This window comes from Pseudomonas sp. Pseusp97 (assembly GCF_047304025.1).
GTDB lineage: Bacteria > Pseudomonadota > Gammaproteobacteria > Pseudomonadales > Pseudomonadaceae > Pseudomonas.
This window is the reverse complement of sequence record NZ_JBGLYK010000021.1, coordinates 22,471-47,937: the sequence shown is the minus strand read 5'-3', so window position 1 is coordinate 47,937 and position 25,467 is coordinate 22,471. Positions and strand designations below refer to the sequence as shown.

At 62.9% G+C, this 25,467-nt stretch carries 29 protein-coding genes and 1 riboswitch; of the genes, 11 read left to right on the top strand and 18 right to left on the bottom strand.

All coding sequences use genetic code 11. From position 1 onward, the window contains the following. The 4 genes from ACCC94_RS06870 to cobO form a co-directional block, all read right to left on the bottom strand. Positions 1-795, bottom strand: a 795-nt coding sequence (locus tag ACCC94_RS06870; protein ID WP_413348580.1) for a cobalamin biosynthesis protein, incomplete at its 3' end; no start/stop codon positions are given. Further along, entirely contained in the window at positions 792-1,442 is a 651-nt protein-coding gene (bluB, locus tag ACCC94_RS06865; protein WP_413348579.1) for a 5,6-dimethylbenzimidazole synthase, read from the bottom strand. The genes bluB and ACCC94_RS06870, both read right to left, overlap by 4 nt. Then, the gene (locus ACCC94_RS06860) at positions 1,439-2,731 is read right to left on the bottom strand and encodes a cobyrinate a,c-diamide synthase (RefSeq protein WP_413348578.1); all 1,293 of its coding nucleotides are present in this window, start codon (positions 2,729-2,731) and stop codon (positions 1,439-1,441) included. Before ACCC94_RS06860 ends, bluB begins: the two co-directional genes overlap by 4 nt. Before the next feature lie 28 nt (positions 2,732-2,759). Further along, on the bottom strand, positions 2,760-3,371 hold the full coding sequence (gene cobO / locus ACCC94_RS06855; protein WP_413348577.1) for a cob(I)yrinic acid a,c-diamide adenosyltransferase: 612 nt from the start codon (positions 3,369-3,371) through the stop codon (positions 2,760-2,762). 267 nt (positions 3,372-3,638) lie between these two features. After that, positions 3,639-3,863, bottom strand: a riboswitch (cobalamin riboswitch). Positions 3,864-3,993: 130 nt separating this feature from the next. Here cobO and ACCC94_RS06850 point away from each other — a divergent pair. From ACCC94_RS06850 to ACCC94_RS06830, 5 genes are all read left to right on the top strand, one after another. Further along, positions 3,994-5,139, top strand: coding sequence for an ABC transporter permease (locus ACCC94_RS06850; RefSeq protein WP_413348576.1), 1,146 nt, complete (start codon positions 3,994-3,996; stop codon positions 5,137-5,139). Continuing rightward, positions 5,136-5,921: an ABC transporter ATP-binding protein gene (locus ACCC94_RS06845; protein ID WP_413348575.1), complete on the top strand. Its 786-nt coding sequence runs from the start codon at positions 5,136-5,138 to the stop codon at positions 5,919-5,921. The genes ACCC94_RS06850 and ACCC94_RS06845 overlap by 4 nt, the downstream gene beginning before the upstream one ends. Next, complete coding sequence (locus ACCC94_RS06840; RefSeq protein WP_413348574.1) at positions 5,922-6,860, top strand: MlaD family protein; 939 nt, start codon at positions 5,922-5,924, stop codon at positions 6,858-6,860. After that, on the top strand, positions 6,857-7,489 hold the full coding sequence (locus ACCC94_RS06835; protein WP_413348573.1) for an ABC-type transport auxiliary lipoprotein family protein: 633 nt from the start codon (positions 6,857-6,859) through the stop codon (positions 7,487-7,489). Before ACCC94_RS06840 ends, ACCC94_RS06835 begins: the two co-directional genes overlap by 4 nt. A 257-nt stretch (positions 7,490-7,746) precedes the next feature. Then, a complete protein-coding gene (locus ACCC94_RS06830; RefSeq protein WP_413348572.1) occupies positions 7,747-9,747 on the top strand; it encodes an acyltransferase family protein in 2,001 nt (666 codons plus the stop codon). A gap of 23 nt (positions 9,748-9,770) precedes the next feature. Here the strand turns inward: ACCC94_RS06830 and ACCC94_RS06825 are convergent, their stop codons facing one another. The 3 genes from ACCC94_RS06825 to ACCC94_RS06815 form a co-directional block, all read right to left on the bottom strand. Continuing rightward, the gene (locus tag ACCC94_RS06825; protein ID WP_413348571.1) at positions 9,771-10,022 is read right to left on the bottom strand and encodes a hypothetical protein; all 252 of its coding nucleotides are present in this window, start codon (positions 10,020-10,022) and stop codon (positions 9,771-9,773) included. A gap of 200 nt (positions 10,023-10,222) precedes the next feature. Beyond that, positions 10,223-10,429, bottom strand: coding sequence for a hypothetical protein (locus ACCC94_RS06820; RefSeq protein WP_138526277.1), 207 nt, complete (start codon positions 10,427-10,429; stop codon positions 10,223-10,225). 96 nt (positions 10,430-10,525) lie between these two features. Beyond that, positions 10,526-10,960 carry a hypothetical protein gene (locus ACCC94_RS06815; RefSeq protein WP_413348570.1) on the bottom strand — a complete coding sequence of 145 codons (435 nt, stop codon included), beginning with the start codon at positions 10,958-10,960 and terminating at the stop codon, positions 10,526-10,528. A gap of 255 nt (positions 10,961-11,215) precedes the next feature. Here ACCC94_RS06815 and ACCC94_RS06810 point away from each other — a divergent pair, with 255 nt between their 5' ends. The 5 genes from ACCC94_RS06810 to ACCC94_RS06790 all read left to right on the top strand — a co-directional run bounded on the left by ACCC94_RS06810 (position 11,216) and on the right by ACCC94_RS06790 (position 15,394). Further along, positions 11,216-12,217 carry a D-cysteine desulfhydrase gene (locus tag ACCC94_RS06810; RefSeq protein ID WP_413348569.1) on the top strand — a complete coding sequence of 334 codons (1,002 nt, stop codon included), beginning with the start codon at positions 11,216-11,218 and terminating at the stop codon, positions 12,215-12,217. 119 nt (positions 12,218-12,336) lie between these two features. Further along, positions 12,337-13,137, top strand: a complete 801-nt coding sequence (tcyJ, locus tag ACCC94_RS06805) for a cystine ABC transporter substrate-binding protein (RefSeq protein ID WP_413348568.1) — start codon at positions 12,337-12,339, stop codon at positions 13,135-13,137. Next, positions 13,137-13,808 carry a cystine ABC transporter permease gene (gene tcyL, locus ACCC94_RS06800; protein ID WP_413348583.1) on the top strand — a complete coding sequence of 224 codons (672 nt, stop codon included), beginning with the start codon at positions 13,137-13,139 and terminating at the stop codon, positions 13,806-13,808. Before tcyJ ends, tcyL begins: the two co-directional genes overlap by 1 nt. Further along, a complete protein-coding gene (gene tcyN / locus ACCC94_RS06795; protein WP_413348567.1) occupies positions 13,805-14,572 on the top strand; it encodes an L-cystine ABC transporter ATP-binding protein TcyN in 768 nt (255 codons plus the stop codon). The genes tcyL and tcyN overlap by 4 nt, the downstream gene beginning before the upstream one ends. Positions 14,573-14,698: 126 nt before the next feature. Next, positions 14,699-15,394: a pirin family protein gene (locus tag ACCC94_RS06790; protein ID WP_413348566.1), complete on the top strand. Its 696-nt coding sequence runs from the start codon at positions 14,699-14,701 to the stop codon at positions 15,392-15,394. Between the two features lie 67 nt (positions 15,395-15,461). On the opposite strand, the gene ACCC94_RS06785 is transcribed toward ACCC94_RS06790, so the two are convergent. The 8 genes from ACCC94_RS06785 to ACCC94_RS06750 form a co-directional block, all read right to left on the bottom strand. Continuing rightward, positions 15,462-17,078, bottom strand: coding sequence for a hypothetical protein (locus ACCC94_RS06785; RefSeq protein ID WP_413348565.1), 1,617 nt, complete (start codon positions 17,076-17,078; stop codon positions 15,462-15,464). A gap of 138 nt (positions 17,079-17,216) precedes the next feature. Then, the gene (locus ACCC94_RS06780) at positions 17,217-17,885 is read right to left on the bottom strand and encodes an O-methyltransferase (RefSeq protein ID WP_413348564.1); all 669 of its coding nucleotides are present in this window, start codon (positions 17,883-17,885) and stop codon (positions 17,217-17,219) included. A gap of 15 nt (positions 17,886-17,900) precedes the next feature. After that, positions 17,901-18,431, bottom strand: a complete 531-nt coding sequence (locus tag ACCC94_RS06775; RefSeq protein WP_413348563.1) for a C40 family peptidase — start codon at positions 18,429-18,431, stop codon at positions 17,901-17,903. 80 nt (positions 18,432-18,511) lie between these two features. Continuing rightward, on the bottom strand, positions 18,512-19,138 hold the full coding sequence (locus tag ACCC94_RS06770; protein WP_413348562.1) for a C40 family peptidase: 627 nt from the start codon (positions 19,136-19,138) through the stop codon (positions 18,512-18,514). A 69-nt stretch (positions 19,139-19,207) separates the two neighbouring features. Then, entirely contained in the window at positions 19,208-19,972 is a 765-nt protein-coding gene (locus ACCC94_RS06765; protein ID WP_413348561.1) for an NAD-dependent protein deacylase, read from the bottom strand. A gap of 25 nt (positions 19,973-19,997) precedes the next feature. Continuing rightward, positions 19,998-20,669: a DNA-3-methyladenine glycosylase I gene (locus ACCC94_RS06760; RefSeq protein ID WP_413348560.1), complete on the bottom strand. Its 672-nt coding sequence runs from the start codon at positions 20,667-20,669 to the stop codon at positions 19,998-20,000. 19 nt (positions 20,670-20,688) lie between these two features. Beyond that, positions 20,689-21,516: a tRNA 2-thiocytidine(32) synthetase TtcA gene (gene ttcA, locus ACCC94_RS06755; RefSeq protein WP_017522174.1), complete on the bottom strand. Its 828-nt coding sequence runs from the start codon at positions 21,514-21,516 to the stop codon at positions 20,689-20,691. Between the two features lie 251 nt (positions 21,517-21,767). Beyond that, positions 21,768-21,935, bottom strand: coding sequence for a hypothetical protein (locus ACCC94_RS06750; protein ID WP_401084884.1), 168 nt, complete (start codon positions 21,933-21,935; stop codon positions 21,768-21,770). Between the two features lie 276 nt (positions 21,936-22,211). On the opposite strand from ACCC94_RS06750, the gene ACCC94_RS06745 reads away from it, so the two are divergent. Further along, positions 22,212-22,421: a cold-shock protein gene (locus tag ACCC94_RS06745; protein ID WP_081520103.1), complete on the top strand. Its 210-nt coding sequence runs from the start codon at positions 22,212-22,214 to the stop codon at positions 22,419-22,421. 103 nt (positions 22,422-22,524) lie between these two features. Here the strand turns inward: ACCC94_RS06745 and ACCC94_RS06740 are convergent, their stop codons facing one another. The 3 genes from ACCC94_RS06740 to ACCC94_RS06730 form a co-directional block, all read right to left on the bottom strand. Beyond that, positions 22,525-22,902: a response regulator gene (locus ACCC94_RS06740; protein ID WP_413348559.1), complete on the bottom strand. Its 378-nt coding sequence runs from the start codon at positions 22,900-22,902 to the stop codon at positions 22,525-22,527. Positions 22,903-23,054: 152 nt separating this feature from the next. Beyond that, positions 23,055-24,059 (bottom strand): tyrosine-type recombinase/integrase, encoded by a 1,005-nt coding sequence (locus tag ACCC94_RS06735; protein WP_413348558.1) that lies wholly within the window; start codon positions 24,057-24,059, stop codon positions 23,055-23,057. Next, positions 24,059-25,354 carry a hypothetical protein gene (locus tag ACCC94_RS06730; protein ID WP_413348557.1) on the bottom strand — a complete coding sequence of 432 codons (1,296 nt, stop codon included), beginning with the start codon at positions 25,352-25,354 and terminating at the stop codon, positions 24,059-24,061. The genes ACCC94_RS06735 and ACCC94_RS06730 overlap by 1 nt, the downstream gene beginning before the upstream one ends. Positions 25,355-25,467: the final 113 nt, after the last annotated feature.

Genomic DNA, 25,467 nt, shown 5'->3' with positions numbered 1-25,467 from the left:
CAGGCGCGCCGGAATGTAATTGAGCACGTCGTCGATCTTCGCCGCCGCCCAGCCGAATCGCTCGAAACGCGCGTTGCGGTAGCCCCACATGGCGTCGAGGGTGTTGCTCAGGCGATAGAGCACCACGCCCGGCGCGCCGGCCAGGGCGAACCAGAACAGCGCGGCGTAGACCGCATCGCTGCCGTTCTCCAGTACCGATTCGGTAGCGGCGCGGGCTACGGCGGTTTCATCCAACTCAGCGGTTTCGCGGCTGACCATGTAGCCCACGCGCAGGCGCGCTTCGTTCAGGTCGCCGGCACGCAGGGCGAGGGCCACCGGTTCGGCGTGCTCGCCCAGGCTGCGCAGGCCCAGCGCGGCATACAGCGCCAGCGCCTGGACGACCCAGCCGACGTAAGGCAGCAGGCTGAGCAGCAGGGCGATCAGGGTGAGCGGGAGGACCGCGATGATCCAGGCGGTGACGCCGTGGCTGCGCCAGGCGAGGCCGGGGGTGTCGTTCCCTGAGATTTCGGGGCGGGTTGAGGCACCCTCTCCCCCGCCCTCTCCCTGAAGGGAGAGGGAGTCGAATGTGCCGGCTGACTCCACCGTTTCCACCTGCTCCGATCGGTCCCCTCTCCCTTCGGAGCGGGGCGCGTAGCCAGGGTTAGGGAGAGGGGGCTCTGGCACGCGGGAACGATTGAATCGTCGCTCCAGCCGATCCGCCAGACGCCCGAAGGCCACCAGCGGATGCCAGCGCTTCGGCTCGCCCAGAAGGGCATCCAGCGCCAGGCCGAGGACGCTCAGCAGGGCCAGGCTCATAGTTGCTCTCCCCATTGGTTCTCGTACAGCAGCTCGCTGAGCGCGCGCGGTTGGCGCCAGCCTTCCAGAGCCAGCATGGGCGCGGGGTAGAACTCGCTGACCGGGCCGAGGCAGATCACCGCCACGGCCTCGGCGCCGGGCGGCAGGCCAAGCAGCTCGCCCAGTGCGGCGGGGTCGAACAGCGAAACCCAGCCCATGCCCAGCCCTTCGGCGCGCGAAGCCAGCCAGAGGTTCTGGATGGCGCAGGACAGCGAGGCCAAGTCCATGTTCGGCAAGGTGCGGCGACCGAAGACGTGGGTCTCGCGGCCATCCATCAGCGCGGCCACCAGCACTTCCGCGCAATCGAGCACGCCCTCGACCTTGAGCCGCATGAACTCGTCGGAACGCTCGCCCAGCGCCTCGGCGGTGCGCACGCGCTCCTCTTCCACCAGGCCGTGGATCGATTCGCGCAGCTCCCGCGAGGTGACACGGATGAACCGCCACGGCTGCATCAGTCCGACGCTGGGCGCCTGGTGCGCCGCTTCGAGCAGGCGCGCGAGCAGTTCGGGCGCCACCTCGCCGCCGCTGAAGTGGCGCATGTCGCGGCGCTCGGCGATGGCGCGGTAGAGCGCGGCGCGCTCTTCAAGGCTGTAGGCGTGCTCGGTCATGGTCTCAGCAGGGCTGCTGCGGCGTCCGGGTCGGACGGCAGGTAGAAGTGGATGTACGAGGCGGTGAGCCGACCGCGGCGGAACACCGCTTCGGCCACCGGCTTGTCGTTGGGGCAGACACCGCGGGCCAGCGGCGCTTCGCGGCTGTCCAGCAACGAGTGATGGAAGGTGTGCCCGCGCAGGGTGCCTTCGGGCAGCGTCACGGCCTGCAGCGCCAGGGCGGCGAGGCGCTTCTGCATGCGCGCCTCGCCCGGCAGCAGGCCGAGAAGCGGCGCGCGTTCGCCGGCCACATCGGTCAGCGCATCGAGCAGATAGAGCATGCCGCCGCATTCGGCGAGGATCGGCTTGTCCATCTCGTGGTGCGCGTGGATGGCCTGGGCCATGGCGCGGTTGCCGGCCAGCGCCTGCAGGTGCAGTTCCGGGTAGCCACCGGGCAGGTAGAGGCTGTCCACGTCGGGCAATGCTTCATCACGCAGCGGCGAGAAGAACACCAGTTCGGCGCCCAGCCCGCACAGCAGGTCGAGGTTGGCCTGGTAAAGGAAGGCAAATGCATTGTCGCGCGCCACGCCGATGCGCACGCCATCCAGGCGCGAAGTCTCACGGCGCGCTTCGGGCGCAGCAAAGCTCACCGGCAGCGGCAACTCGGTACTGGCGCTGGCCGCCAGGGCATCGGCGGCGGCGTCCAGGCGGGCGTCGAGATCGGCCAGTTCGTCGGCCTGCACCAGGCCGAGGTGGCGGCTGGGCAGCTCCACTTCGGTATCGCGCGGCAGCGCGCCGTACCAGCGAATCCACTGCGGCAGGCTGTCGCGCACCAGGTCGCGATGACGCTGGCTGCCGATGCGGTTGGCGAGCACGCCGGAGAACGGCAGGTCGCTCTGGTAGGTCGCCATGCCGACAGCCATCGCGCCGAAGGTCTGCGCCATGGACTGGCCGTTGATCACCGCCATCACTGGCACGTTGAAGCGCCGCGCCAGGTCGGCCGCCGAGGGCGAGCCGTCGAACAGGCCCATCACGCCCTCGATGAGGATCAGGTCAGCCTCGCCGGCCGCTTCCCAGAGCAGGCGGCGGCTCTCGTCCTCGCCGACCATCCACAGGTCGAGCTGGTAGACCGGCGCACCACTGGCGCGGGCGAGGATCATCGGGTCGAGGAAATCCGGGCCGCACTTGAACACCCGCACCCTGCGCCCGAGGCGCGTGTGCAGGCGCGCCAGGGCGGCGGTCACGGTGGTCTTGCCCTGCCCGGAAGCCGGGGCGGCGATCAGCAGTGCGGGGCATTGGCGCGAGTTCATCGGGCGCGCTCCGCCACAACGGGATGCATCAGAACTCCACCCCTTTCTGCGCCTTGATGCCGGCCTTGAAGGCGTGTTTCACCAGGCCCATCTCGGTCACGGTATCGGCAGCCTCGACCATGGCCGGCTGAACACCGCGGCCGGTCGCAACCACATGCTGCATGGGCGGACGCGCGGCAATATCAGCGAGCACGGTGTCCAGCTCCAGGTAGCCGTGCTTGAGGGCGATGTTCACCTCGTCCAGCACCACCAGGCCGATGTCGGGGTCGGCCAGCAACTGCCGCGCGACTTCCCACGCCGCCTGCGCCTTGGCGATATCGCGCTGGCGGTCCTGGGTTTCCCAGGTGAAGCCTTCGCCCATCACATGAAAGCTGACTTCCTCGGGGAAGCGGCGGAAGAACGCCTCCTCGCCCGTGGTCGCGGCGCCCTTGATGAACTGCACCACGCCCACCTTCATGCCGTGGCCCAGCGCGCGGGCGACCATGCCGAAGGCCGAGCTGCTCTTGCCCTTGCCATTGCCGCTGTTGACCAGGAACACGCCGCGCTCTCCCTGGGCCTGGGCGATCTTCTCGTCGATCACCTCTTTCTTGCGCTGCATGCGCGAGCGATGGCGCTCGTCCTTTTCCGGGGATTCAGTCATGGCAGGTGGCTCCTGAAAGGCAATGCACGAGCGTCGGCCTGCCGGCCAGGTGGCAGCGCGCGGGAAGAGGAAAAAACGGGGACGCACCGCCGGCGCACGACGGCGCCACGCGGTAGTGGCCGCCCAGCGCAAAGGCTGGCGACCCGGGGAATAGGGATTTCACCTGAAGGATTCTCCGCCGCTCTCACCCGCGCGGCACTGACCAGTCGGGGCAGGCGGAGGACGGCAACGCGCGGCGCAGGGCCGGCGTCGGCAGCGCCTCCCGCGATGCCATGCGATGCAGCAGGCCGGTCTCCGGGCTCGCGAGTGGAAGCGCCTGGCGTTTCCGAAGAACCGCGCCTTCCCATGCCTGGGCACAGTGGCTGTTTGCGGTTCGAAGCTCGCTTACCGTTGCGGGGGCAGCGCCGGAATGGTCGATTGCGCATCGACGTCACCGGCTTCCCTGTTTCACTCGCGGCTTGCGCCGAGAGCACCTGAAGCAGGCGCGCAGCTTAGTGGCTGGCGGGCTGGGGCGTCAATTGAACAGGATGTCGCCGGGCTTGTCCGAACACCAGGGAGGCGCTCTACAAAGCGACACACCTGTCCAATCATGGCACTGTGTAACTCCGCTAGAATGCGAACCATGACGATGACCGCCCAGCCCGGCCAGCTTCAACTCGACCCATCCGCCAGCCCACCCCTGATGCACGTCAGCGGTGACTGGACGCTCGCGCATTTCTCCACGCTGGAAGCCCAGGTAGCCGCCCAGCGCCACGCCGAGTCCCCCGCCGAACTGGACTTCGCCGGCCTCGGCGCACTGGATACCGCCGGCGCCGCACTGCTCGCCGAGATCATCGGCGGCGCGCGCATGAACCAGCTGGGGCAGATCGCCCGCAACCTCCCCGCCGAACGCCAGGCACTGCTGCGCGCTGTCGGCAGCGCCATCACCCAGTGCCGCCTGGACGAAAAGGCGCCGGAGCCGGGCAACGCCTTCGTCGATGTGCTGGAGCGCATCGGCATCGCCACGCTCGCCTTCCGCGAACACCTGGTGGGCGTGCTCGGCTTCATCGGCCTGACCCTGCAGACGCTGCTCAGAAACCTCCTGCGCCCGCGCCGCTGGCGCCTCACCTCGCTGGCGGCGCACATGGAGGAAACCGGGCTCGACGCCGTGCCCATCGTCGCCCTGCTGACCTTCATGGTCGGCGCGGTGGTGGCCTTCCTCGGCGCCACGGTGCTGCAGAAATTCGGCGCGCAGATCTACACCGTCGACCTGGTGGGCTTCTCCTTCCTGCGCGAATTCGGCGTGCTGCTCACCGCGATCCTGCTCGCCGGCCGCACCGCCAGCGCCTTCACCGCGCAGATCGGCTCGATGAAGGCCAATCAGGAGATCGACGCCATCCAGGCCCTGGGCCTCGACCCGGTGGAGCTGCTGGTGTTGCCGCGCGTCCTGGCCCTGCTGCTGACCCTGCCGATGCTGACCTTCCTGGCGATGATCTCCGGCATCTTCGGCGGCGGCGTGGTCTGCGCCCTGAGCCTGGATATCTCGCCGCGCATGTTCCTCTACATGCTGCAGAACGACATCGCCGTGCAGCACTTCCTGGTCGGCATCGTCAAAGCCCCGGTGTTCGCCTTCATCATCGCCGTGATCGGCTGCCTGGAAGGCTTCCGCGTCAGCGGCAGCGCGCAGTCGGTGGGCGAGCACACGACCTCCAGCGTGGTCCAGTCGATCTTCGTGGTGATCCTGCTGGACGCGATGTTCGCGCTGTTCTTCATGGAGATGGGCTGGTGAGCGAACCGATCATCGTCGTCCGCGACCTGGCCAACCGCTTCGGCAGCCACGCCGTGCACGAGCACCTCGACCTCGACGTGATGAAGGGCGAAATCCTCGGCGTGGTCGGCGGCTCCGGCACCGGCAAGTCAGTGCTGCTGCGCAGCATCATCGGCCTGCGCCAGCCCAGCGAAGGCAGCGTGCATGTGTTCGGGCAGAACCTGCCGGCGCTGCCGCCGCTGGAGCGCTCGAAGCTGGAGAGGCGCTTCGGCGTGCTGTTCCAGAACGGCGCGCTGTTCTCCTCGCTGACCGTGAGCGAGAACATCTGCCTGCCGCTGATCGAGCATGCCGGGCTATCCCGCGCCGACGCGCAATTCATGGCCAAGGTGAAGATTTCCCTCGCCGGCCTGCCGCCGGATGCCGGCGGCAAGTACCCGGCCGAACTCTCCGGCGGCATGGTCAAGCGCGCCGCCCTGGCCCGCGCCCTGGCGCTGGACCCGGACATCCTGTTCCTCGACGAACCCACCGCCGGCCTCGACCCCATCGGCGCGGCGGCTTTCGACCAACTCATCCTGACCCTGCGCGACGCCTTCGGCCTCACCGTGTTCCTGGTCACCCACGACCTCGACACCCTCTACACCATCTGCGACCGCGTCGCCGTGCTGTCGCAGAAACGCGTGCTGGTGGTGGGACCGCTGGATCAGGTCGCCCGGACCGACGACGCCTGGGTGCAGGATTACTTCCACGGCCCGCGCGGCCGTGCTGCGCTGCAGGCCACCGAACACCTGCGGGAGGAAAGCTGAATGGAAACCCGTGCCCATCACGTGCTGATCGGCCTGTTCACCCTGGTCGTGTCGATTGGCGCGCTGCTCTTCGCCCTGTGGCTGGCGCAATCGAGCAATGACCAGAAGTACAAGGTCTACGACGTGATCTTCAACGAGGCGGTGACCGGCCTGTCCGAGGGCGGCACCGTGCAGTACAGCGGCATCCGCGTGGGTGACGTGGTGTCCCTGCGCCTGGACCCGAACGACCCGCGCAAGGTCCGCGCGCGCATCCGCGTCTATGACAGCACGCCGATCCGCGAAGATACGCGCGCCAAGCTGGCACTCACCGGCGTCACCGGCCAGGCCATCATCCAGCTCTCCAGCGCCGCCCAGGACAGCCCGCCACTGGCCAGCAAGGACGGCGAGGTGCCGGTGATCAAGACCATTCCGTCGCCCTTCGCCAAGCTGCTGGCCAACGGCGAGGACATCGCGACCAACATCAACAACCTGATCAACAACGTGAACCGCATGTTCTCCCAGGAGAACGTCGACCGCATCAGCCGCACGCTGGACCACATCGACCAGGCCACCGGCGTGGTCGCCGAGCAGCGCGACGACATCCGCCAGACCTTCAAGGAGCTGGCCGCCGCCAGCGAGCAGGCGCGCATCACCCTGGCCAATGCCAGCCAGTTGCTCGAACGCGCCAACCAGACGCTGGGCGGCAGGGGCCAGGACATCCTCGACGACACCCAGAAGACCCTCGCCTCGCTGCGTGCCAGCAGCGAGCGGGTGGAGCAGTTGCTGGGCAGCAACTACGACTCGGTGAACGGCGGCCTCAACGGCCTGGGCGAGATCGGCCCGGCGATCCGCGAACTGCGCTCCACCCTGGAAGACCTGCGCGGCGTCACCCGCCGCCTGCAGGAAAACCCCACCGGCTACCTGCTCGGCCGCGAACGCAACAAGGAGTTCCAGCCATGACCGCCCTTCCCCGCCTGCTCGGCGCCGCCGCTCTGGTCGGCCTGCTGGGCGCCTGCTCGATACTCCCGGAAGCGGAGAGCCCGGACTTCTTCCTGCTGCCGGCCACCCAACAACCCGCGCGTAGCAACTCGCCGGTGAACTGGTCGCTGCGCGTCAGCGCGCCCAGTGCCAGCCTGGCGCTGGACAGCAACCGTATCGCCGTCGTCCCGCAGGGCAACCAGTTGAGCAGCTACCAGGGCGCGCGCTGGAGCAACCGCGCCCCCGGCCTGCTGCGTGATCGCCTGCTCGACGCCTTCACCGCCAACGGCAGCGTGCAAGCGCTGAGCAGCGACGAAGCCAGCCTGCAGGCCGACCTCGACCTGACCGGCGAACTGCGCGCCTTCCAGAGCGAGTACCAGAACGGCAAGCCGGTGATCCACATCCGCTATGACGCCCGCCTGGTGCGCACCCTCGGCCAGCGCATCGTCGCCTCGCGCACCTTCGAGGTCACCCAGCCGGTGGACGGCAAGCAGGTCCCCGAGGTGGTCAGCGCCTTCGGCAAGGCCGCCGACCAGCTGTCCGCGCAGGTGGTGGAGTGGACGTTGCAGCAGGGGCAGGCGCAACGATTGTCACCTCCCTCGGCCCCCTGATGAAAAGCCGGCGAATGCCGGCTTTTTTCATTCCCATCCTCGCCGCCATTCCCATGGAACCTTCCCTCACAAAATTCGCTCATATTTTGTACAAATTTTGCACAACCCTTGGCGGAACATTCCCCCTCCGCTAATGGCATTTCCGTATCAAGCAAGATACATTGCGGCGCGCTTCGGCCAGGCCGAAGCCGATTTTCATTTTTCTCGCGTGGTGCCGCCGGGCTGGCGGCACCCGAATGGCAGTTCGAGGAACCTTCGTGCGCAGCGCAGGCAGTTTCCGCCACGACATCAATGGCCTGCGGGCCTGGGCAGTTGTCGCGGTGGTCTTGTATCACTTCGGTATCAGTGGCTTCAGCGGCGGCTTCGTCGGCGTGGACGTGTTCTTCGTCATCTCCGGCTACCTGATGACCGGCATCATCCTCGGCGCCATCGCCGCTCCGAGCGGCTTCTCCTTCTGGAACTTCTACCTGGCTCGCGCGCGCCGCATCCTTCCGGCGCTGCTGGTGCTGTGCGCGGTTCTGCTGGCGCTGGGCTGGTTCTTCCTGCTGCCGTCGGACTACCAGCGGCTGGGCAAGCACGTCTGGGGCAGCGTGCTGTTCACCTCCAACCGGATGTTCATGAAGGAAGCCGGTTACTTCGACGTGGCCTCCCATGACAAATGGCTGCTGCACACCTGGTCGCTGTCAGTGGAGTGGCAGTTCTACCTGCTCTTCCCGCTGGTGCTGGTTGCCGCGTGGCGCTGGCTTGGCGGGCGCCGCTGGATGCTGCTCCTGCTGGGCGCTCTGGCTCTGGCCTCGCTGGCCTACTGCGTCGCCCTGGCAGCCCGGAACCCCTCGCAGGCGTTCTACTTCTTCCCCACTCGCGCCTGGGAGCTGCTGGCCGGCGGGATCGTCTTCCTCATCCAGGCACGCTGGCAGCCCGGCGCGCTCCGGGCTATCTGGATAGAGCGCGCCGGCATGGCCTTGATCATCGGCTCGCTGTTGCTCATCACGCCCGATATGGCCTGGCCCGGCCTGCTGAGCCTGATACCCGTGAGCGGCGCCGCACTGGTGCTGCTGGCCCGCCGGGACGACGCCTGGCTCACAGCCAATGGCGCCGCCCAGTGGCTGGGGACGCGCTCCTACTCGATCTACCTCTGGCACTGGCCGGTGGTGGTGTCGCTGGCGTACCTGGAGCTGGCAGGCCAACCACAGGCGATAGCCGTCGGCCTGCTGGTGACGCTGATACTGGGCCACCTCTCCTATCACTGGGTGGAACAGCCCAGCGGACGCCGGCTCGGCATGCTTCGCCCCGTGACCGCCACAGCGGTGGTGGTGGTGGCGATGATGACGGTCATGGGGCCGGCGAAGGTGGTGCGCAAGGCAGACTTCGAGCATCGCCTGCCCGAGGCGGTGCAGCGTGTGGACGAGGAGCGCGACAACCGCAACCCGCGCCTGGACGAGTGCGATGCCAAGACCGAGTGCCAGTACGGCGGCCCGAACACCCGCGCCATTGTCCTGGGCGACAGCCACGCCCAGGCGACGGTGAACGCCATTGTCGCCAGCCTTTCCTCGGCGGACGACGGCGTATTGTTCATCGGCACCAGCGGCTGTCCGATCATCTTCGGCGCGCAACTGGACACGCCCAAACAGGATATCTGCCAGAAGATTCTGGGACGTATCCGCGAGCGCCAGGCGAGCCTGCTCCCGGGCACGCCGGTGATAGTGATCAACCGCGCTTCCTACTACCTCTTCGGCGGGCTGCGCGGCGAGGCGGACGAGACGCCGAACAAGCCGAAGCTGTACTTCACCGAACCCGCGGACAAGCCGAGCGAAGCGCTGCTGGCACAGTACCGCCAGCACTATGTCGCCACCGCCTGCGAGCTGGCGGCGAACCATCCGCTTTACCTGGTTCGTCCGACGCCGGAAATGGGTGTGCGGGTGCCCGAAGCCATGGGCCGGGCGATGCTGCTCAAGCGCGAGCGCAAGCTATCCGTCAGCCGCGAGGCCTACCGGCAGCGCAACGCGTTCGTCAGCCAGGTACAGGACGCCGCCCATCAGCAATGCGGTGCGCATGTACTCGATCCGGCGCCTTACCTGTGCGATGACCAGCAGTGTGCGGCAAGCCGCCACGGCCGGCCGATGTACTACGACGACGACCATTTGAGCGAATTCGGCAATCGGCTGCTGGTGCCGATGTTCCAGCCGATCTTCGTCGAGCAGGTCCTCGGCCAGATCCGCACCGGTTCACCGCACAAGCACGAGCAATCCGCGCTCTGATCCGACCGAGCGGGCCTGCGGACTCAGCGGCAGTGGTAGGGGCTTTCCCCCTCCAGCTCCTGGTCCGTTTCCACGTCCGTGATGGTGACGATGGCCTTCGGGTAGACCGAGCAGAGGGAGTTGCGCACGGTGTAGATACCGCTGCCGTGGGCGAGGAACTTGCCGTTGCTCAGGGCCTTGCCGGACTCGTCATGGGCGCTGACTTCGTAGTTGCCGGTCATGGTGATGCAGCCGGCGAGCGCCAGCAGGGAAAGGATGGGTACGAGGACTTTCATGGATTCTCCTTGGACGCGAGGCGCTCCCTGATGCCGAGCTGAGGGCTGCGCGGGGTGTCTATCCGTGACGGGTTCGCGATAGCGGGAATGGCCAGCCAGCATGGCAAGGCCGATGCGGATACGACCGAGGCCGGTCGCCGCAGTTCAGCCAGCGCCCCCGCAAGAGTGCTGGCTGAAGGTGTTTCAGACGAGAGGCTGGATCAGCGCTTGCCCATCGAGCGACGCGAGCCGCGAGGGTGCGGCGGACGGTACTCGGCCTGGTCGTGAGGCTTGCGATGCTGGTAGGCGGTTTTCGCCTGCTGCTGCGCGGCAAGTGCGGCCTTGGCCAGCTCGGCCAGGGAGAGTTTGGGTTGTTCCTGCGCGTTGTCGGCGCTGTCGTCGCGGGGCGGCTGCTGAGAGGACGTCATGGGTAGACCGGTTCTGAAAGGTTCGAAACGGCGCACATGATAGCCGATCTCGGCCCGTTCCGGCTGCCCACCGCACGAGCGGCGGGCGCGGGGCCGTCAGCTCGGCGGGAACAGCGTGTCAGGCCGGTGGACGTACTCGATTGCTTCGGCTTCGGTCAGCACCCAGATCTGGCTGATCCGGCTGTCCAGGCCCACCTTGATGCCGACGAACTTGCCGGTAATTTTCGGCAGTTGCCCGTAGACCATGAAGCGGTTGTCCTCGTCACGGATACGGATGGAGACCGACAGCGGATAACTGACGGTCTTCTGGTACAGCCCGAGAGTGATCACCCGGCGCAGCAGGCTGGGCTTGGGTCGCTTCAGGGTGATGACCGGATATACCGCGCTGTCGACATACCCCACCATCATCCCCGAGGGAATCACGCGGTCGGCCAGCGCCGGGCTGCTCAGCCCCAGCACAAGGGCCAGTGCACCAAGCAGCTGCAGTGTCCAGCGATGCAGCGAAGCGCGTGAAGGTACTGCTGAAGTCATCGGATTTCCCGCCCTGGTTTTCCTGTTTTCGTTATCGCCCGGTTAGTGATTCCGGATCTGAGCGTGGAGCGTAGCGGTTCGCCGCGCCGCTGTCCGCACATTGATTCACAGCCTCCGGAGATTCCCACGGCGATAAGGATGATCATCGCGCGACATTGCCGTGCAAGGCGGCGTCACGCGTCCGCCGGCCACATTGCAGCGGGCCCTCGCGCGCTCTATCGTGACGCATCCCCACTGCCACACCGAGATTCCTCCATGAGCGCCCTGCGCGAAGCCCTCGCCCGCTTTTCCCGTCTCGACCTGGCTGGCGGCCCGACACCGCTGGACAAGCTGGAACGGCTGTCCGCGCATCTGGGCCGCGAGCTGTACGTGAAGCGCGACGACGCCACGCCCTTCGCCCTGGGCGGCAACAAGGTGCGCAAACTGGAGTTTCTCGCCGCGGACGCCCTGAAGGCCGGCGCCGATACGCTGGTCACCGCTGGCGCGATCCAGTCCAACCATGTACGCCAGACCGCCGCCGTGGCGGCGAAGCTCGGCCTGCGCTGCGTCGCCCTGCTGGAAAACCCCATCGGCACCGATGACCGCAATTACCTGAGCAACGGCAACCGCCTGTTGCTGGACCTGTTCGGCACCGAAGTCGAACTCGTACCCAATCTCGATACCGCGGACGAGCTGCTGGCAGAGACCGGCGAGCGCCTGCGCCGCGAAGGCCGCAAACCCTACCTCGTGCCGATTGGCGGCTCCAACGCGCTGGGAGCCCTCGGCTACGTACGCGCCGGGCTGGAATTGGCGGAACAGATTCGCACCGGCGGACAGGATTTCTCCGCCGTGGTGCTTGCCTCCGGTAGCGCGGGCACCCATGCGGGCCTGGCCATCGCGCTGGCCGAGGCCCTGCCGCAATTGGACGTCATCGGCGTCACTGTCTCGCGCAGCGACGCGGCGCAGCGGCCAAAGGTCGAGGGACTGGTCGAGCGCACGCTGGAGCTGCTCGGCAACGACGCCCCGGTAATGCCGAAAGTGCAACTGTGGGACGAGTATTTCGGCCCACGCTACGGCGAACCCAACGCCGGTACGCTGGAGGCGGTGCGCCTGCTCGCGAGCCACGAAGGGCTGCTGCTGGATCCGGTATACACCGGCAAGGCAATGGCCGGATTGCTCGATGGCATCCGCCGTGATCGATTCGAGAACGTCGGGCCGATCCTGTTCCTGCACACAGGTGGCTCACCGGCACTCTTCGCCTATCACTCAGCGAATTGACTTACATAACAATCAGAACTAGGTATGTAATTTTTTATTATTTTATTGCATAACAATTCTGCCCATATAGTCGCCACGCGTTGACTAACCTGCTTAAAACACCAAAAACGGGGACCACCATGACCTTCTCCGCACTGCGACGTCATTTCCTGCTTGCCAGCCTGACCCTCACCCTCGGCGCCAGCCTCTTCGGCCAGGCCCAGGCCGCCGACGACCTGCTCGCCCAGATCAAGTCCAAGGGCGAAGTCCGCGTAGGCCTGGAAGGCACCTACCCACCCTTCAGTTTCCAGGACGAGAACGGCAAGCTGGCCGGTTTCGAAGTGGACTTCTCCAACCTGATCGCCAAGGAACTGGGCGCTACCGCCAAGCTGCAGCCGACCAAGTGGGACGGCATCCTCGCCGCGCTGGAATCCAAGCGCCTGGACCTGGTGATCAACCAGGTGACCATCTCCGAGGAGCGCAAGAAGAAGTACGACTTCTCCGACGCCTACACCGTTTCCGGCATCCAGGCGCTGGTGCGCAAGGGTGACGAAGGCAAGTACGACGCACCGGAAAAACTGGCCGGCGTGAAGGTCGGCGTGGGCCTGGGCACCAACTATGAACAGTGGCTGCGCGAGCACGTGCCGCAGGCTGACGTGCGCACCTACGAGGACGACCCGACCAAGTTCCAGGACCTGCGCAGCGGCCGCATCGATGTGATCCTGGTGGACCGCCTGGCGGCCTTCGACATGGTCAACAAGACCAAGGGCGCCATGGCGCTGGCCGGCGCGCCCTTCGCTCGCCAGGAAGCCGGCATTGCCCTGCGCAAAGGCAACCCGGAACTGCTTGCCGCACTGAACAAGGCCATCGAGAAATTCAGGGCCGACGGCACGTTGAAAAAACTCTCGGAGAAATGGTTCCAGGCTGACGTCACCCAATGATCGATGAAAGCCTGCAGCTAGCGCTGGATTCCGCGCCCTTCCTGTTGAAGGGCGCGGTCTTTACGGTAGTCCTCAGCGTTGGCGGCATGTTCTTCGGACTGCTGCTCGGATTCGTACTGGCGCTGATGCGCCTGTACGGATTCACTCCCGTGCGCTGGATCGCGCGCATCTACGTGTCGTTCTTCCGCGGCACGCCGTTGCTGGTCCAGCTCTTCATGATCTATTACGGCCTGCCCCAGGCCGGTATCGAACTCGACCCGCTGCCGGCGGCGCTGATCGGCTTCTCGCTGAACATGGCTGCCTATGTCTGCGAAATCCTCCGCGCTGCCATCGGCTCCATCGACAGGGGCCAATGGGAAGCGGCGGCCAGTATCGGCATGACCCGCGCCGAAACCCTGCGCCGGGTGATCCTGCCGCAGGCCGCGCGCACCGCCTTGCCACCGCTGGGCAACAGCTTCATTTCGCTGGTCAAGGACACCGCCCTGGCCGCCACCATCCAGGTCCCGGAACTGTTCCGCCAGGCCCAGCTGATCACCGCGCGCACCTTCGAGGTGTTCACCATGTACCTCGCCGCGGCACTCATCTACTGGATCCTCGCGAGCATCCTGTCGCACCTGCAGAATCGCCTGGAAGACCGGGTCAACCGCCACGACCAGGAGCACGACGCATGATCGAAGTTCGCCAGCTGACCAAGCAGTTCCGCGGCCAGGAGGTGCTCAAGGGCATCGACCTGACCGTCGAGGCCGGCGAAGTGGTCGCGATCATCGGCCCCAGCGGCTCGGGCAAGACCACCCTGCTGCGCTGCCTGAACCTGCTGGAGGTGCCCAACGGCGGGACCATCCAGGTCGGCGACATCCGCATCGATGCCTCCCGCCCCCTCAGCGGCCAGCAGGGGCTGATCCGCAAGCTGCGCCAGCATGTGGGCTTCGTTTTCCAGAACTTCAACCTGTTCCCCCACCGCACCGCGCTGGAGAACGTGGTGGAAGGTCCGATCATCGTGAAGAAGGAGCCGCGCGCCCAGGCCATCGAGCGCGCCCGCCAGTTGCTGGCGAAGGTCGGGCTGGCCGGCAAGGAGGATTCGTATCCCAAGCGTCTCTCCGGCGGTCAGCAGCAGCGCGTCGCCATCGCCCGCGCGCTGGCCATGCAGCCGGACGTGATCCTGTTCGACGAGCCCACCTCGGCGCTGGACCCGGAACTGGTCGGTGAGGTCCTCGCGACAATCCGCGGCTTGGCCCAGGAAAAACGCACCATGGTCATCGTCACCCACGAGATGAGCTTCGCCCGCGATGTCGCGAACCGCGCGATCTTCATCGACAAGGGCGTGATCGTCGAACAGGGCGATGCCAGGGCGCTGTTCGCCCAGCCAAAGGAAGAGCGTACCCGCCAGTTCCTCAGCAAATTCCTTGATCAAGGCGAGAAACGCACCGCGGAGTAGAATCAATTTATTCGATCAATATCCGCCGATATTTGCGCTTTTTTATCGATCATCTGCGCGAGAAGATAGTCCCATGAACCGCGCGGACTGGCCCACCGGCCAGCCGTGCCCCACGAGGACTAAGTCATGATCGAACGCAGACCCTTCCAGCAACTCGGCGGCGCCAACCACGGCTGGCTCAACGCCAAGCACCACTTCTCCTTCGCCGAGTACTACGACCCCGAGCGTATGGACTGGGGCAACCTCCGCGTCTGGAACGATGACGAAATCGCCGCCGGCACCGGCTTCCCGCCGCACCCGCACCGCGAGATGGAAATCATCACCTACGTTCGCCAGGGTGCGATCACCCACCAGGACAGCCTGGGTAACAAGGGCCGTACCGAAGCGGGCGACGTGCAGGTGATGAGCGCGGGTTCCGGGATCGTGCACTCCGAGTACAACCTGGAAAAGGATGTCACCAAGATCTTCCAGATCTGGATCATCCCCTCGGTACGCGGCGGCACACCGTCCTGGGGCGCCAAGCCCTTCCCCAAGGGCGACCGCGCCGGGCGCTTCGTGACCCTGGCCAGCGGCTATGAGAATGACGCCGACGCCCTGCGCATCCGCGCCGAAGGCCGCCTGGTCGCCGCCACCCTGAAGGCCGGCCAGACCGCCGAGTACGAACTGGGCGGTCGCCGCGGCTACTTGGTGCCAGCCATGGGCAAGGTAGAGGTCAACGGCATCGAACTGCTGGCCCGCGACGGCGCCGCCATTGCCGATGAGGCTGTGGTGAAGGTCACTGCGCTGGAAGACAGCGAAGTGATCCTGGTGGATGTCGCCTGATCAGGCGCTGGAAACGAAAAGGCACGCCGGTTGGCGTGCCTTTTTACATTCTTTCCAGAGCGACGAATCAGCGCTGCACTTCCAGCGTTGCGACGCACGAGCCGGGCTTTGCGAATAACACGGTACCCGCCGGCAAGGTAGGAATAGAAAGCTCCTGATAGTGCTCTCTGATATGTGTGAGCAACAACCCATAGGTATTGGCGAGTTTTAGCCGCTCGAGGTAATCGACTGTATTTTCCGGTGCAAGAAGGATCAGTTGCGTATTGCCTATCGCCGCGATGTGCTTACGCTGGAACTCTGGTGCGCGCTCATAGAGATAGTACATCTCCCAAAAAGGCGCTTTCAGCCTCAGGAAAGCGTACAGCCCAGGAAAACTGGGCGCAGCCATGAACTCGCCATCCTTCAGGGAACATTTTGCGGCGATTGTCCTTACTGTCTCCAGAAAATCGGCTTGTGAGCGGTAGAGTAGAAATGTCTTATTGCCCATCGACAACGGCTGTACGCTTTGCAGATTGGCCTTTTGCGCGCGGAGCATCTGTACGATCGGTTCCGACGGTATCCAGGCCAAAAGCACTACCACTGCCCCCCCAACTGACAGGACAGGCGCCAGCCTTCGCCATCCGGGCTGTCGCAACGACAGGTGAAACAGTACGAACATGACCGGAACTACCGGCAGAATAGATTGCGCGATATGCCCGAAGTCGGCCCTATCGAAAGCCTGATGTAGATAGGGTAGGCCAGCAATGCTTGCAGCCCCGAGGAGCAATCGCTCCGGCACATGCCGAGCGATGACCGATCCATTGGCTGGAAGCAGTAGGCCGCCGGTGACGTAGAGGGCGGGCACCAAAAGGCAGAGAAGTCCAACCGCAATGGCTTGTAGTTGCTCAAGGGTCAATGCACGGTGCCAGTCCAGGCGCCAGGGAAACGGAATGGGCAATGGTAACTGCCATTGCGAAGTTAAAAGCACCGAGTCAACGAAGACTTTACGAAACTCCACATTGCCAAGGAAAAGCAAAATCATGGGGAGATATCCGACAATAACTCCAGCAGAAAAACTGCGGAAGCCCATGAAGAAGAGGTTCTTTCTCCCAATACCTACGAGGTAGGCTCCGGTCAGGATCGCCGCAGCAACAAAGAACACGCCATGGTTCCTGCCAAATATGGCTGCAACCCCTGTTGCCAGACCGAACAACATCCAGCGTTTGGCCGATTCCGGCTTGAGCAGCGTCTCGAATACAACGCAAACCAGGATCAATGACAAGCTTTGCTCAAATATCTTGTGCCTAGGAAAACCAAGCCCCACTAGCAGAACCAGCACGCAACTTAATCTCCAGAGTGCAGGGATGCGCGCACGACATAAGGCATACCAGGCTGCCGCGAGGCCCAGCGCACCAAACAGCGAACAGGACAGCAACAAGGTGAACAGCCCATCATCGCCAGCCAGGCGAAAAATCATCGCATTCCAGTAATAGCGCGCAGGGTCGTAGCTGAAGAAATCCAGCAACGGAATATCTCCCAGTGCAACCCTTTGCGAGCCGTACCAGAGCAATCCCTCATCTGCCCAACCAAATCCGAACTTCCATTGCATAAGGAAGGCAAATATTGACAGCAGCAACGCCCCCGGAAGTGCCTCTCTCAGGCAATGGCGGGCAACCCTCACTTCGGCGCCTTTAGCTCTACTCACGCTTATTACCTACCATCTTACTTTCGAGCCAATATATCTACGTTTTGAAAGAAACAACCTGGCCGAGTCCAAGCGAAACAAATTAGACATACCGAAGTTTTGACGTTTTCGAAACCCAGACCAGTAGCGATTGCAGCATCATTTTGCACTTTTTCGGCACAGACTCATGCCATCGCCAATAGGAACCAACGAATAATCCACCCTCTCGTCTGTCTTCAATGCCAGGTTGAGCTGTTGTATCGCCCGAGTGTCCGCGCTCTCGGGATTAGCTTCGAGCACCCGCCCGCTCCACAGCACATTGTCGAAGACAACTAGGCCGCCTTCACGCAGCAGGGTCAGGGCATGCTCGAGGTAAACGGGATAGTTGGCCTTGTCGGCATCGATGAAAATCAGGTCGAAACTGCCGCGCTGATCGCCGGCGACCAAGGCTTCCAGTGCCGCCAAGGCGGGCCCGAGGCGCAGTTCGATACGCGAATCGACACCCGCGTCACGCCAGTAACCTCGGGCGATGTCGTTGTACTCGCCAGGAAGATCGCAACACAGAATATGGCCGCCCTCAGGCAAGGCCTCAGCCATGCACAGGGCGCTGTAGCCGGTAAAGGTGCCGATTTCGAGGATGCGTTTCGCGCCGGTCAGTCGGACCAGCAGGGCGAGAAATTGACCCTGCTCCGGGGCGACTTGCCAGCGGGACATGGGCAGGTTGGCGGTCTCCGCACGCAGGCGTGCCTTGACGGGCGAATCTCGCAGGGATACGTCGAGCAGATACTGGTAGAGCGCATCGTCGAGGTTCAAGGTGCGGGTGGTCATGGGCCCTCCTGAGGATCAGGGATGGAGGGCGAGACTCTGGACGGCGAGGACGCGCTTGGCTTCCAGGAAGGCTTTCTGCCAATAGGCGCTGTCGAGGCTGTCCAGGCGTACGGTCCCGCCCGTTCTGGGCGCATGAACGAAGCGCCCTTCCCCGACATAGATACCCGCATGGCTGACGCCACGTCCACCGCTGGTGGCGAAGAACACCAGGTCGCCGCTCTGCAGGGACTCGCGGCCAACGGTAGGCGCGCGCAATGAAATCATCTCGCGAGTGGAGCGCGGCAGCATCAGGCCGGTGGCGTCGCGGTAGACGTAGCCGATCAGGCCGCTGCAATCGAAACCGCCGTCGGGCGTATTGCCGCCCCAGCGATAAGGCGTACCGACCAGGCCAATGGCACGGATCAGGACATCGTCAGCAGCCTGGGTGTTGTAGACGGGAGCGGCGGGCGCGTTCACCACGGGAGGCGGCGACGGCGGAGTGCGGCTGGCGCAGGCAGCCAGCGAGGCGAGAGCAGCGAGAAGAATGATGCGCTGAATAACGAGCATATGATGGCATCCCATCCAGGAGTGCCATCACTTTGTACCAACAGCGAGTTGAGCGCAATACTTAAAGTAAAACTTTAAGTTTAGCGGGTCGCCGTCTTCGGCTCGTAGCCGGGCTCGAGCACGCGCTTGGCTTCCATGAAGCTCAGGCGCCAGTAGCTTTCGTCCAGGCGATCCACCCGTACACCACCGCCACGGCGGCTGGCGGAGTGGATGAATTGTCCATCACCGATATAGATACCGGCGTGGCTGACCCGACCGCGACCACGATTGTTGAAGAAGATCAGGTCGCCCGGCTGCAGGTCTTCTTTCGAGACCAGCGGGACATCCATATTGATCATCTCGCGCGTGGAGCGCGGCAGGCTGATGCCCGCTTCTTCGCGGAACAGATAGCCCACGAAGCCACTGCAATCGAAGCCGGTCCGCTCGGATTTCCCGCCAAAGCGGTACGGCGTGCCGATCAGCGAGAACGCGCGGTCCAGAATGTCGGATACATGGGCAGTCGAACTGCCGTTATCGTTTTTGGCCCCCTCGTCCTGCGACTCATTCATCAGCACTATGTTGTGCTGATTGACCTGGAGAGCGGCTCGAGTGGCAGGCGCTGAAGCGACCTGGTTCGGCTGCGATTCCGGCGAATGGCTGGCACAAGCTGCCAGCAGCAGAACGAAACTCATGGGCACGAGGGGTGCGAAGCGTTTAAGCATGGGCACGACCGTGTCTCATTAGTTCCATTTAATAGCAGGCTAATTTGCCCGCTCAATGGGGGTAATGCAAGTTTTTTATCGCGGAATGTGACCCAGCAGGCGCGGCATAATGTCTAAGGCTCGACCCACCATTCTTTCTTCGACCACCGAACTGAGGTCAGTCAGGCCCGGATTCACCTCAGCGGTGAAGCCTCCCGCCTCCCGTGTACGCAGCACCGGCTCGATGATGTAGGGGAAGCTCGCGGTGGTCCCCACCAGCAGCACAGCATCGAAACCCTTGCGCAATTGCGCATACAGCGTGTCGATTGCTTCTTCCGGCAGCATCTCCTCGAACAGCACCACAGGCGGCCGCAATACGCCTGCGCAGCGAGCGCATTTCGGCGGCAACGGGCCGCCCAGGTGCCCAGCCAGCTCGTCACTTTCCAATCCGCACGACTGGCAATACAGCGGCGCCAGTTGGCCGTGGATCTCGATCAATCGTTCCGGCGGTGAGCCAGCGCAAAGGTGAAAGCCATCGATGTTCTGGGTCAGCACCCAGCATTCCGACTTGCGCCGCTGCAGCTCTGCGATCGCGTCGTGGCCAGCATTGGGGTGCGCATTCAGGCAGGCCTTGCCCAGTTCGGCCAGGTACTTCCAGCAAAGCGCGGGGTCCTTCTGCAGCATCGGGCCGGAGATCGCCACCTCGATGGGTATTCCCTCTTCAGTGCGACCGTTGTACAGACCACCCAGGCCACGATAGGTAGGCATGCCGGAATCGGCGGAGAGCCCGGCGCCGGTAATCACCAGGATGCGGTCGGCGCGCGCCAGTGCCGCGCCAGTGCGTTCGATCGCCGAATCCATGCGCCCTCCGCGGCCGGGCCGCGCTTCAGTGGTTGACGGTATACGACAACATCATAGAGATGTGGCACAGCGGACGACCGCTTTGTTCCTGCCAGGTATTGAAGGCCGCCTGGACCAGTGCCTGGTCTTTCTGGCTGGTCGGCGCCTTGTCGACAATTTCCTGGGCCTTGAGTGCCGCGACCACGTCGTCGCTGAGGACAAAGGTGTCCTTGCCCGCCATGCGCAGGAAACGCGGTGCGGACATGCCGCCCAACTGGTTGCCGCGCTTGGCCAGCAGTCGCCACAGACCAATAATGTCGCTCGACGGCCAATCCGCCAGCAGCCTGCCGAAGCTGCCGTACTCGCGAGCAATGTCCAGGACGAACTGGGCATTGCGCGGCACGCTTTTCAGCTTGCCCAGATGGCGGATCAGCCGCGCATCCTGCATCAGGTTTTCCAGGCGCTCGCCGCCCATCAACACGACCTTCTCCGGGTCGAAGCCGAAGAAGACCTCCTCGAAGGCGGGCCACTTGGCATCCACCAGGCTGTGCTTGAGCCCCGCGCGGAAGATGCGCAGGCTGATCAGCGACAGATAGCGATCGTCGCCGACTGCCTCCAGCTCGGCCGCGGACCTGGCGTGGGGCAAGCGGGCCTCCAGGGCCTCGACGGAGCCGAAGCGGTTCAGGCAGAACTCATACAGCCACTGGTAATCGCGCATCGGGCGTCCTTGCTGGGTGTTACAGGTTCATCACGTCGAGGAAGCGCGGGGTGGCGGTCTCGTCGATGCGCAGGCTGTTGAAGTCGAACAGGTTGCGGTCGGCCAGTTGCGACGGCACCACGTTCTGCAGGGCGCGGAACATGATTTCGGTACGGCCCGGAGACTTGCGCTCCCAGTCCAGCAGCATCTCCTTGACCACCTGGCGCTGCAGGTTCTCCTGCGAGCCACACAGGTTGCACGGAATGATCGGGAACTCCTTGAGCACCGAGTAGGCCTCGATATCCTTCTCGTTGCAGTACGCCAGCGGGCGGATCACCACATTGCGGCCGTCGTCGGACAGCAGCTTGGGCGGCATCGCCTTGAGGGTGCCGCCGTAGAACATATTAAGGAAGAAGGTTTCCAGGATATCGTCGCGGTGGTGCCCCAGCGCCATCTTGGTCGCGCCGATCTCATCGGCATAGGTATAAAGAGTGCCCCGACGCAGGCGCGAGCACAGCGAGCAGGTGGTCTTGCCCTCCGGGATCTTCTCCTTCACCACCGAGTAGGTGTCCTTCTCGATAATGTGGTACTGCACCCCGATGGACTCCAGGTAAGCCGGCAGTACATGCTCGGGAAAGCCCGGCTGCTTCTGGTCCATGTTCACCGCGACGATCTCGAACTGGATCGGCGCCACCTTCTGCAGGTACAGCAAGATGTCCAGCAGGGTGTAGCTGTCCTTGCCGCCGGACAGGCAGACCATCACCTTGTCACCGTCCTCGATCATGTTGAAGTCGGTGACCGCTTCGCCAACCTGGCGGCGCAGGCGTTTCTGCAGTTTGTTCTGGTTGACCGAAAGAGTGCTGGCCATGGTGCTCTGGAATCCAAAGGGCGAGACGAAAAGCCGGTCATTTTACGCGCAAATCGCCCAGGGCGGACACTGCCCCTTCAAGCCACTGATCCCAAAGGATTTTTCCCACCAGCCATTCTGAGGTGTCGAAAGAGTGTCGAAAACAACAAAAGACGCCTGCAAACCAATGGCAGCTTCCCAGATCAATGCAGACTTACGGGACGACCAAGCAAACCACATAGCCGGGCACGGCCTTTTCAAGCCTTAAGGGCCTATTCCTGCGGATTCTTCTTGCTTATGGTCCACTCGGATCGCTTGAATGGCTCTTTGCGACCGTACCTCCCGGCAGGAATTTCCTGAATTTCTCCACCCTTGGAAAGAAATGCTGAGATTTTCTTATCCAGCTCCAAACGTGCGGCTTTCGTCTCTGAATCGGACATAACTTCACCTGAGGTGAGGAGCCACCGAGCCGGCAGCTACCGATCTACTATACGCAAATATCGCATTCATACCTGACCGCCTGACAGATATCTTCAATTCCCTGAAATTTACCTATCTATTCCCTGCAAAGCCTGTATGGTGACCACCTGCCTGCTCGGTTTAGCGGCACCGTTCGATGACTTATCTTCGTGATTCTCCATCTTTGCGGCCCCTCTTCACTTCGCATCCAGTCATGCATCGCATTTTGCATAGCATGAACTTTTTGGAGATTCATTATGACTACTCGTCAAACTGGCACCGTTAAATGGTTTAACCCTGAAAAAGGGTTTGGCTTTATTACCCCCGAAAGCGGCGCGGACGTTTTTGTTCACTTCCGAGCGATTGAAAGCTCCGGTTACAAAACCCTGGACGAAGGCCAGCGCGTTAGCTTCTATGTGACCTCAGGTGCCAAGGGCCCCCAGGCTGACCAAGTGCAAGCGATGTAGCTTCTGCACTAATCAAAAGCCCCGCAAATGCGGGGCTTTTTGCTTGTCGATACACCTAGAAATTACAGCCGCTCACATAAAATAAAACCGATGAAATCCCCATTCATCCGGCCATACTGGATTTCACTGCACTGATGAGCGCATCCATCGCAATCGGCTTTTGCAGAAACAATCTATCTACTGGGGCATCGAGCTGAGGAACAGCAGACATCAGTATTACTGGCAGAGCAGGAAACTCGCAGGCTAAAAGCACCGAGAATCCAACCCCATTCATTTCTCCAGCAAGATTTACATCAGTCAAAATCAACTGAACATTATGTTTTCCCTGTCTCAATACTTCAAGAGCGTCCTCTGCCGCTCCAAACATTAAGGCTGAAATTCCAACCTCTTCCATCACTAACTGAATAAGAAATGCCAGGGTTGCTTCATCCTCCACGATCAAAATCACCCGATCATCGGCACTACAGTTTTGGATTTTCACAACGATGTCCAGAAAGCCCACCCTAAACAGGAGGGATGAGGCAGTGATCCTCCCTTTTCCCCCAAAGGGCAAGCTATTTCCTGTCACAGAAACATAATGAGGAGAACGGCAGACGCCTCTGGCCACGAGCCGTGCATCACTCACCCCCCAGCTCAGGGTATCGACTCCCCTTCGTACATCGACAATGGGTTGAGCCGAACTGCGTCCTGTAAGTACTCCGGCGACAAATGAGCGTATCGCATCGTCATGTTCAGCGACGTGTGTCCAAGAATCTCCTTCAGCGCCAGGATGTTTCCGCCGTTCATCATGAAATGAGATGCGAAGGTGTGGCGCAGGACGTGGGTGCATTGACCACGCGGCAGCACGATATTGCAGCGTTTCACCATGCGGGCGAATGCCTCCCGGCAGAACGGGAAACGGTCTTTCTTGGCGAAGTAGGCCTCAAGACGGTCTTGCAGCTCCTGGGAGATGGGTACCGTCCGCACTCGCTTGGACTTGGTGTTGGCGAATACCACACAGCCGGCACGAACCATCGGCCAAGTCAGACGTTGAGCCTCGGACCATCTCGCTCCCGTCGCCAAGCAGATCTCTGATATCAGCGCCAGGTGCGGAAAGGTTGAGTAGGCCCGCAGTGCAGACACCAGGGTCGCGACCTGAGCTTTCGACAGGAATGACACCACCTCCTGCTGAGGCTTGAGGGGCTTCAACGTGTCCAGGGGATTGGAATAGTCGATGTCTCCGAGTCGGCGCAGCTCGGTATAGATCGACTTGAGGTACGAATACCTCACGTTGATCGAGCGCGGGAGCGCCCCCTCCTCCAGTTCCGCCTTACGCAGTGCCACCAAGTCTGAGACGGTAAAAGTCTGAGCGATGGGATTGCCCAGCTTCGCAGCAATGAACAGCAGCATGTTCTTGCGACGTCTCCCGCTGGTGATCGCATGCCCGTGCAGCTCGTACCAACGCTCTATGAGTTGAGACAGTCGGCGCGTGTCCTTCGGCCTGGGATTCCACTCTGGCGTGACTGCCAGCTTCGCGCGCACTGAAGCTTCGAAGCGTTGAGCCTCGCCCTTGGTCTTGAACCGCTTGCGGAAGCGTTTCCCCTTGATGGGTTCGACGTCGACGAACCAACGGCCATCCTCCAGCTTAGTGATCGCCATCAGATCGCGTACCCCCGCTTCAGGTACCGATCATTTATGAGTCCAATGATGTGTCTTTCGAGGTCGCGAGTGCTGTAGCCCTTGGCGGTGTAGTGATCCTCGATCACGTGCCAAAAGGGCAAAGTACGCCCGACCTCCAAGGCTTTTTTTGGTGGTACGCGCTCCCGTGCAATCAGGCTGGCGAACTGGCCCAGGAACATCTCGCAGTTCTTGCCGGAGAAGCCCTGAGCCGTCTTGTAGTAGCGGCGGTATTCGGTGCGATCAATAAGCGGATCAGCCTCTACCTGCACCTGGGTATCCAGGGTGATGAGCGACCAGAAAGGATTGAACTCCTTCGGGCTGTCCAACAACCGGAAGCTCTCACAGGCGTACCCCCAAAGGCCTTGCAGATGCGGGCACAAGCCCGCGTAGGTACGGCAGCCGATCACCTCACCAGAGGTCATCGTGGATCCTTCGGAGAACTGCTGCACCACCGAATGGTGGAAGCGAAATTCGATACGCCACACCGTTTCCAGAGGGTTGTAAGCAGGGTCACCATCACCGAAGGGATCGCCATTCAGGTTGGCCCAAACGCATTCCCAATAGTCGAGCTTGTCGGTTGTCCGGGCTTGGAGCGTTTTGTTGTAGATGCACAGTTGCAGCCCGCTAGCCGAGCCGAACATGTACGTTTCACCACGGCCATAGACCGAGGCGTTGCCATCGAACTCGATACGCTCGATGCCGCTGATCTGCCGAACACGCCGGGAGCGGCAATGCATGCGATCCACCAAGTCAGACGGAGGCGTCCAACCCTGCACGTCGAGGGCGAGGTGCACTGCGCATTGATTGGTTTCGCAGGCTGAGAGCACGCCTGCGGCCAGGTCATCGAGCATGCCTTGCAGGATCGACGGATCGGCGCCATCCAGAGCGTGGGGGGACACTTCGATCTTGAGGTGCGGGCCGATGTTTTCGAGCTTCACGTTGTGGTTCTTGATCAGCAGGATCAGGCCCATATCGGCGTTCTGTAGCCGGTACTGGTAGCCGGAATCGCGCCCAATACGGCCCTTGGCCCACTGGTAGCCGGCGAACTCCACGATGTCTTCCGGCTCATCGAAGATCGCCATGACCTCGGGACGAATCAGGCCGTTGTACAGCTGCCGGACCGTATCCACGCCGCAACGTAACAGACGCACACCGGAAAGATCGGTGAACTCCCCTGCCCTACTGCTGAAAAAGATGCGCCCTTTGGGCGACTCGAAGAACTGCCCGTCCTCCTGAAGTACTGCGCGAATCTGGTGTTCTGCTGCCTTAGTCATGATTCAAACCTATCCAATGCTATCCAATGAGTAACTGGGTTATCCGACGTGTTACAGGGTCGTCGGCCCGCCCCGCCGGGCCGTTTGCGGGTGGCCTCCTACGTCGGCTCAAA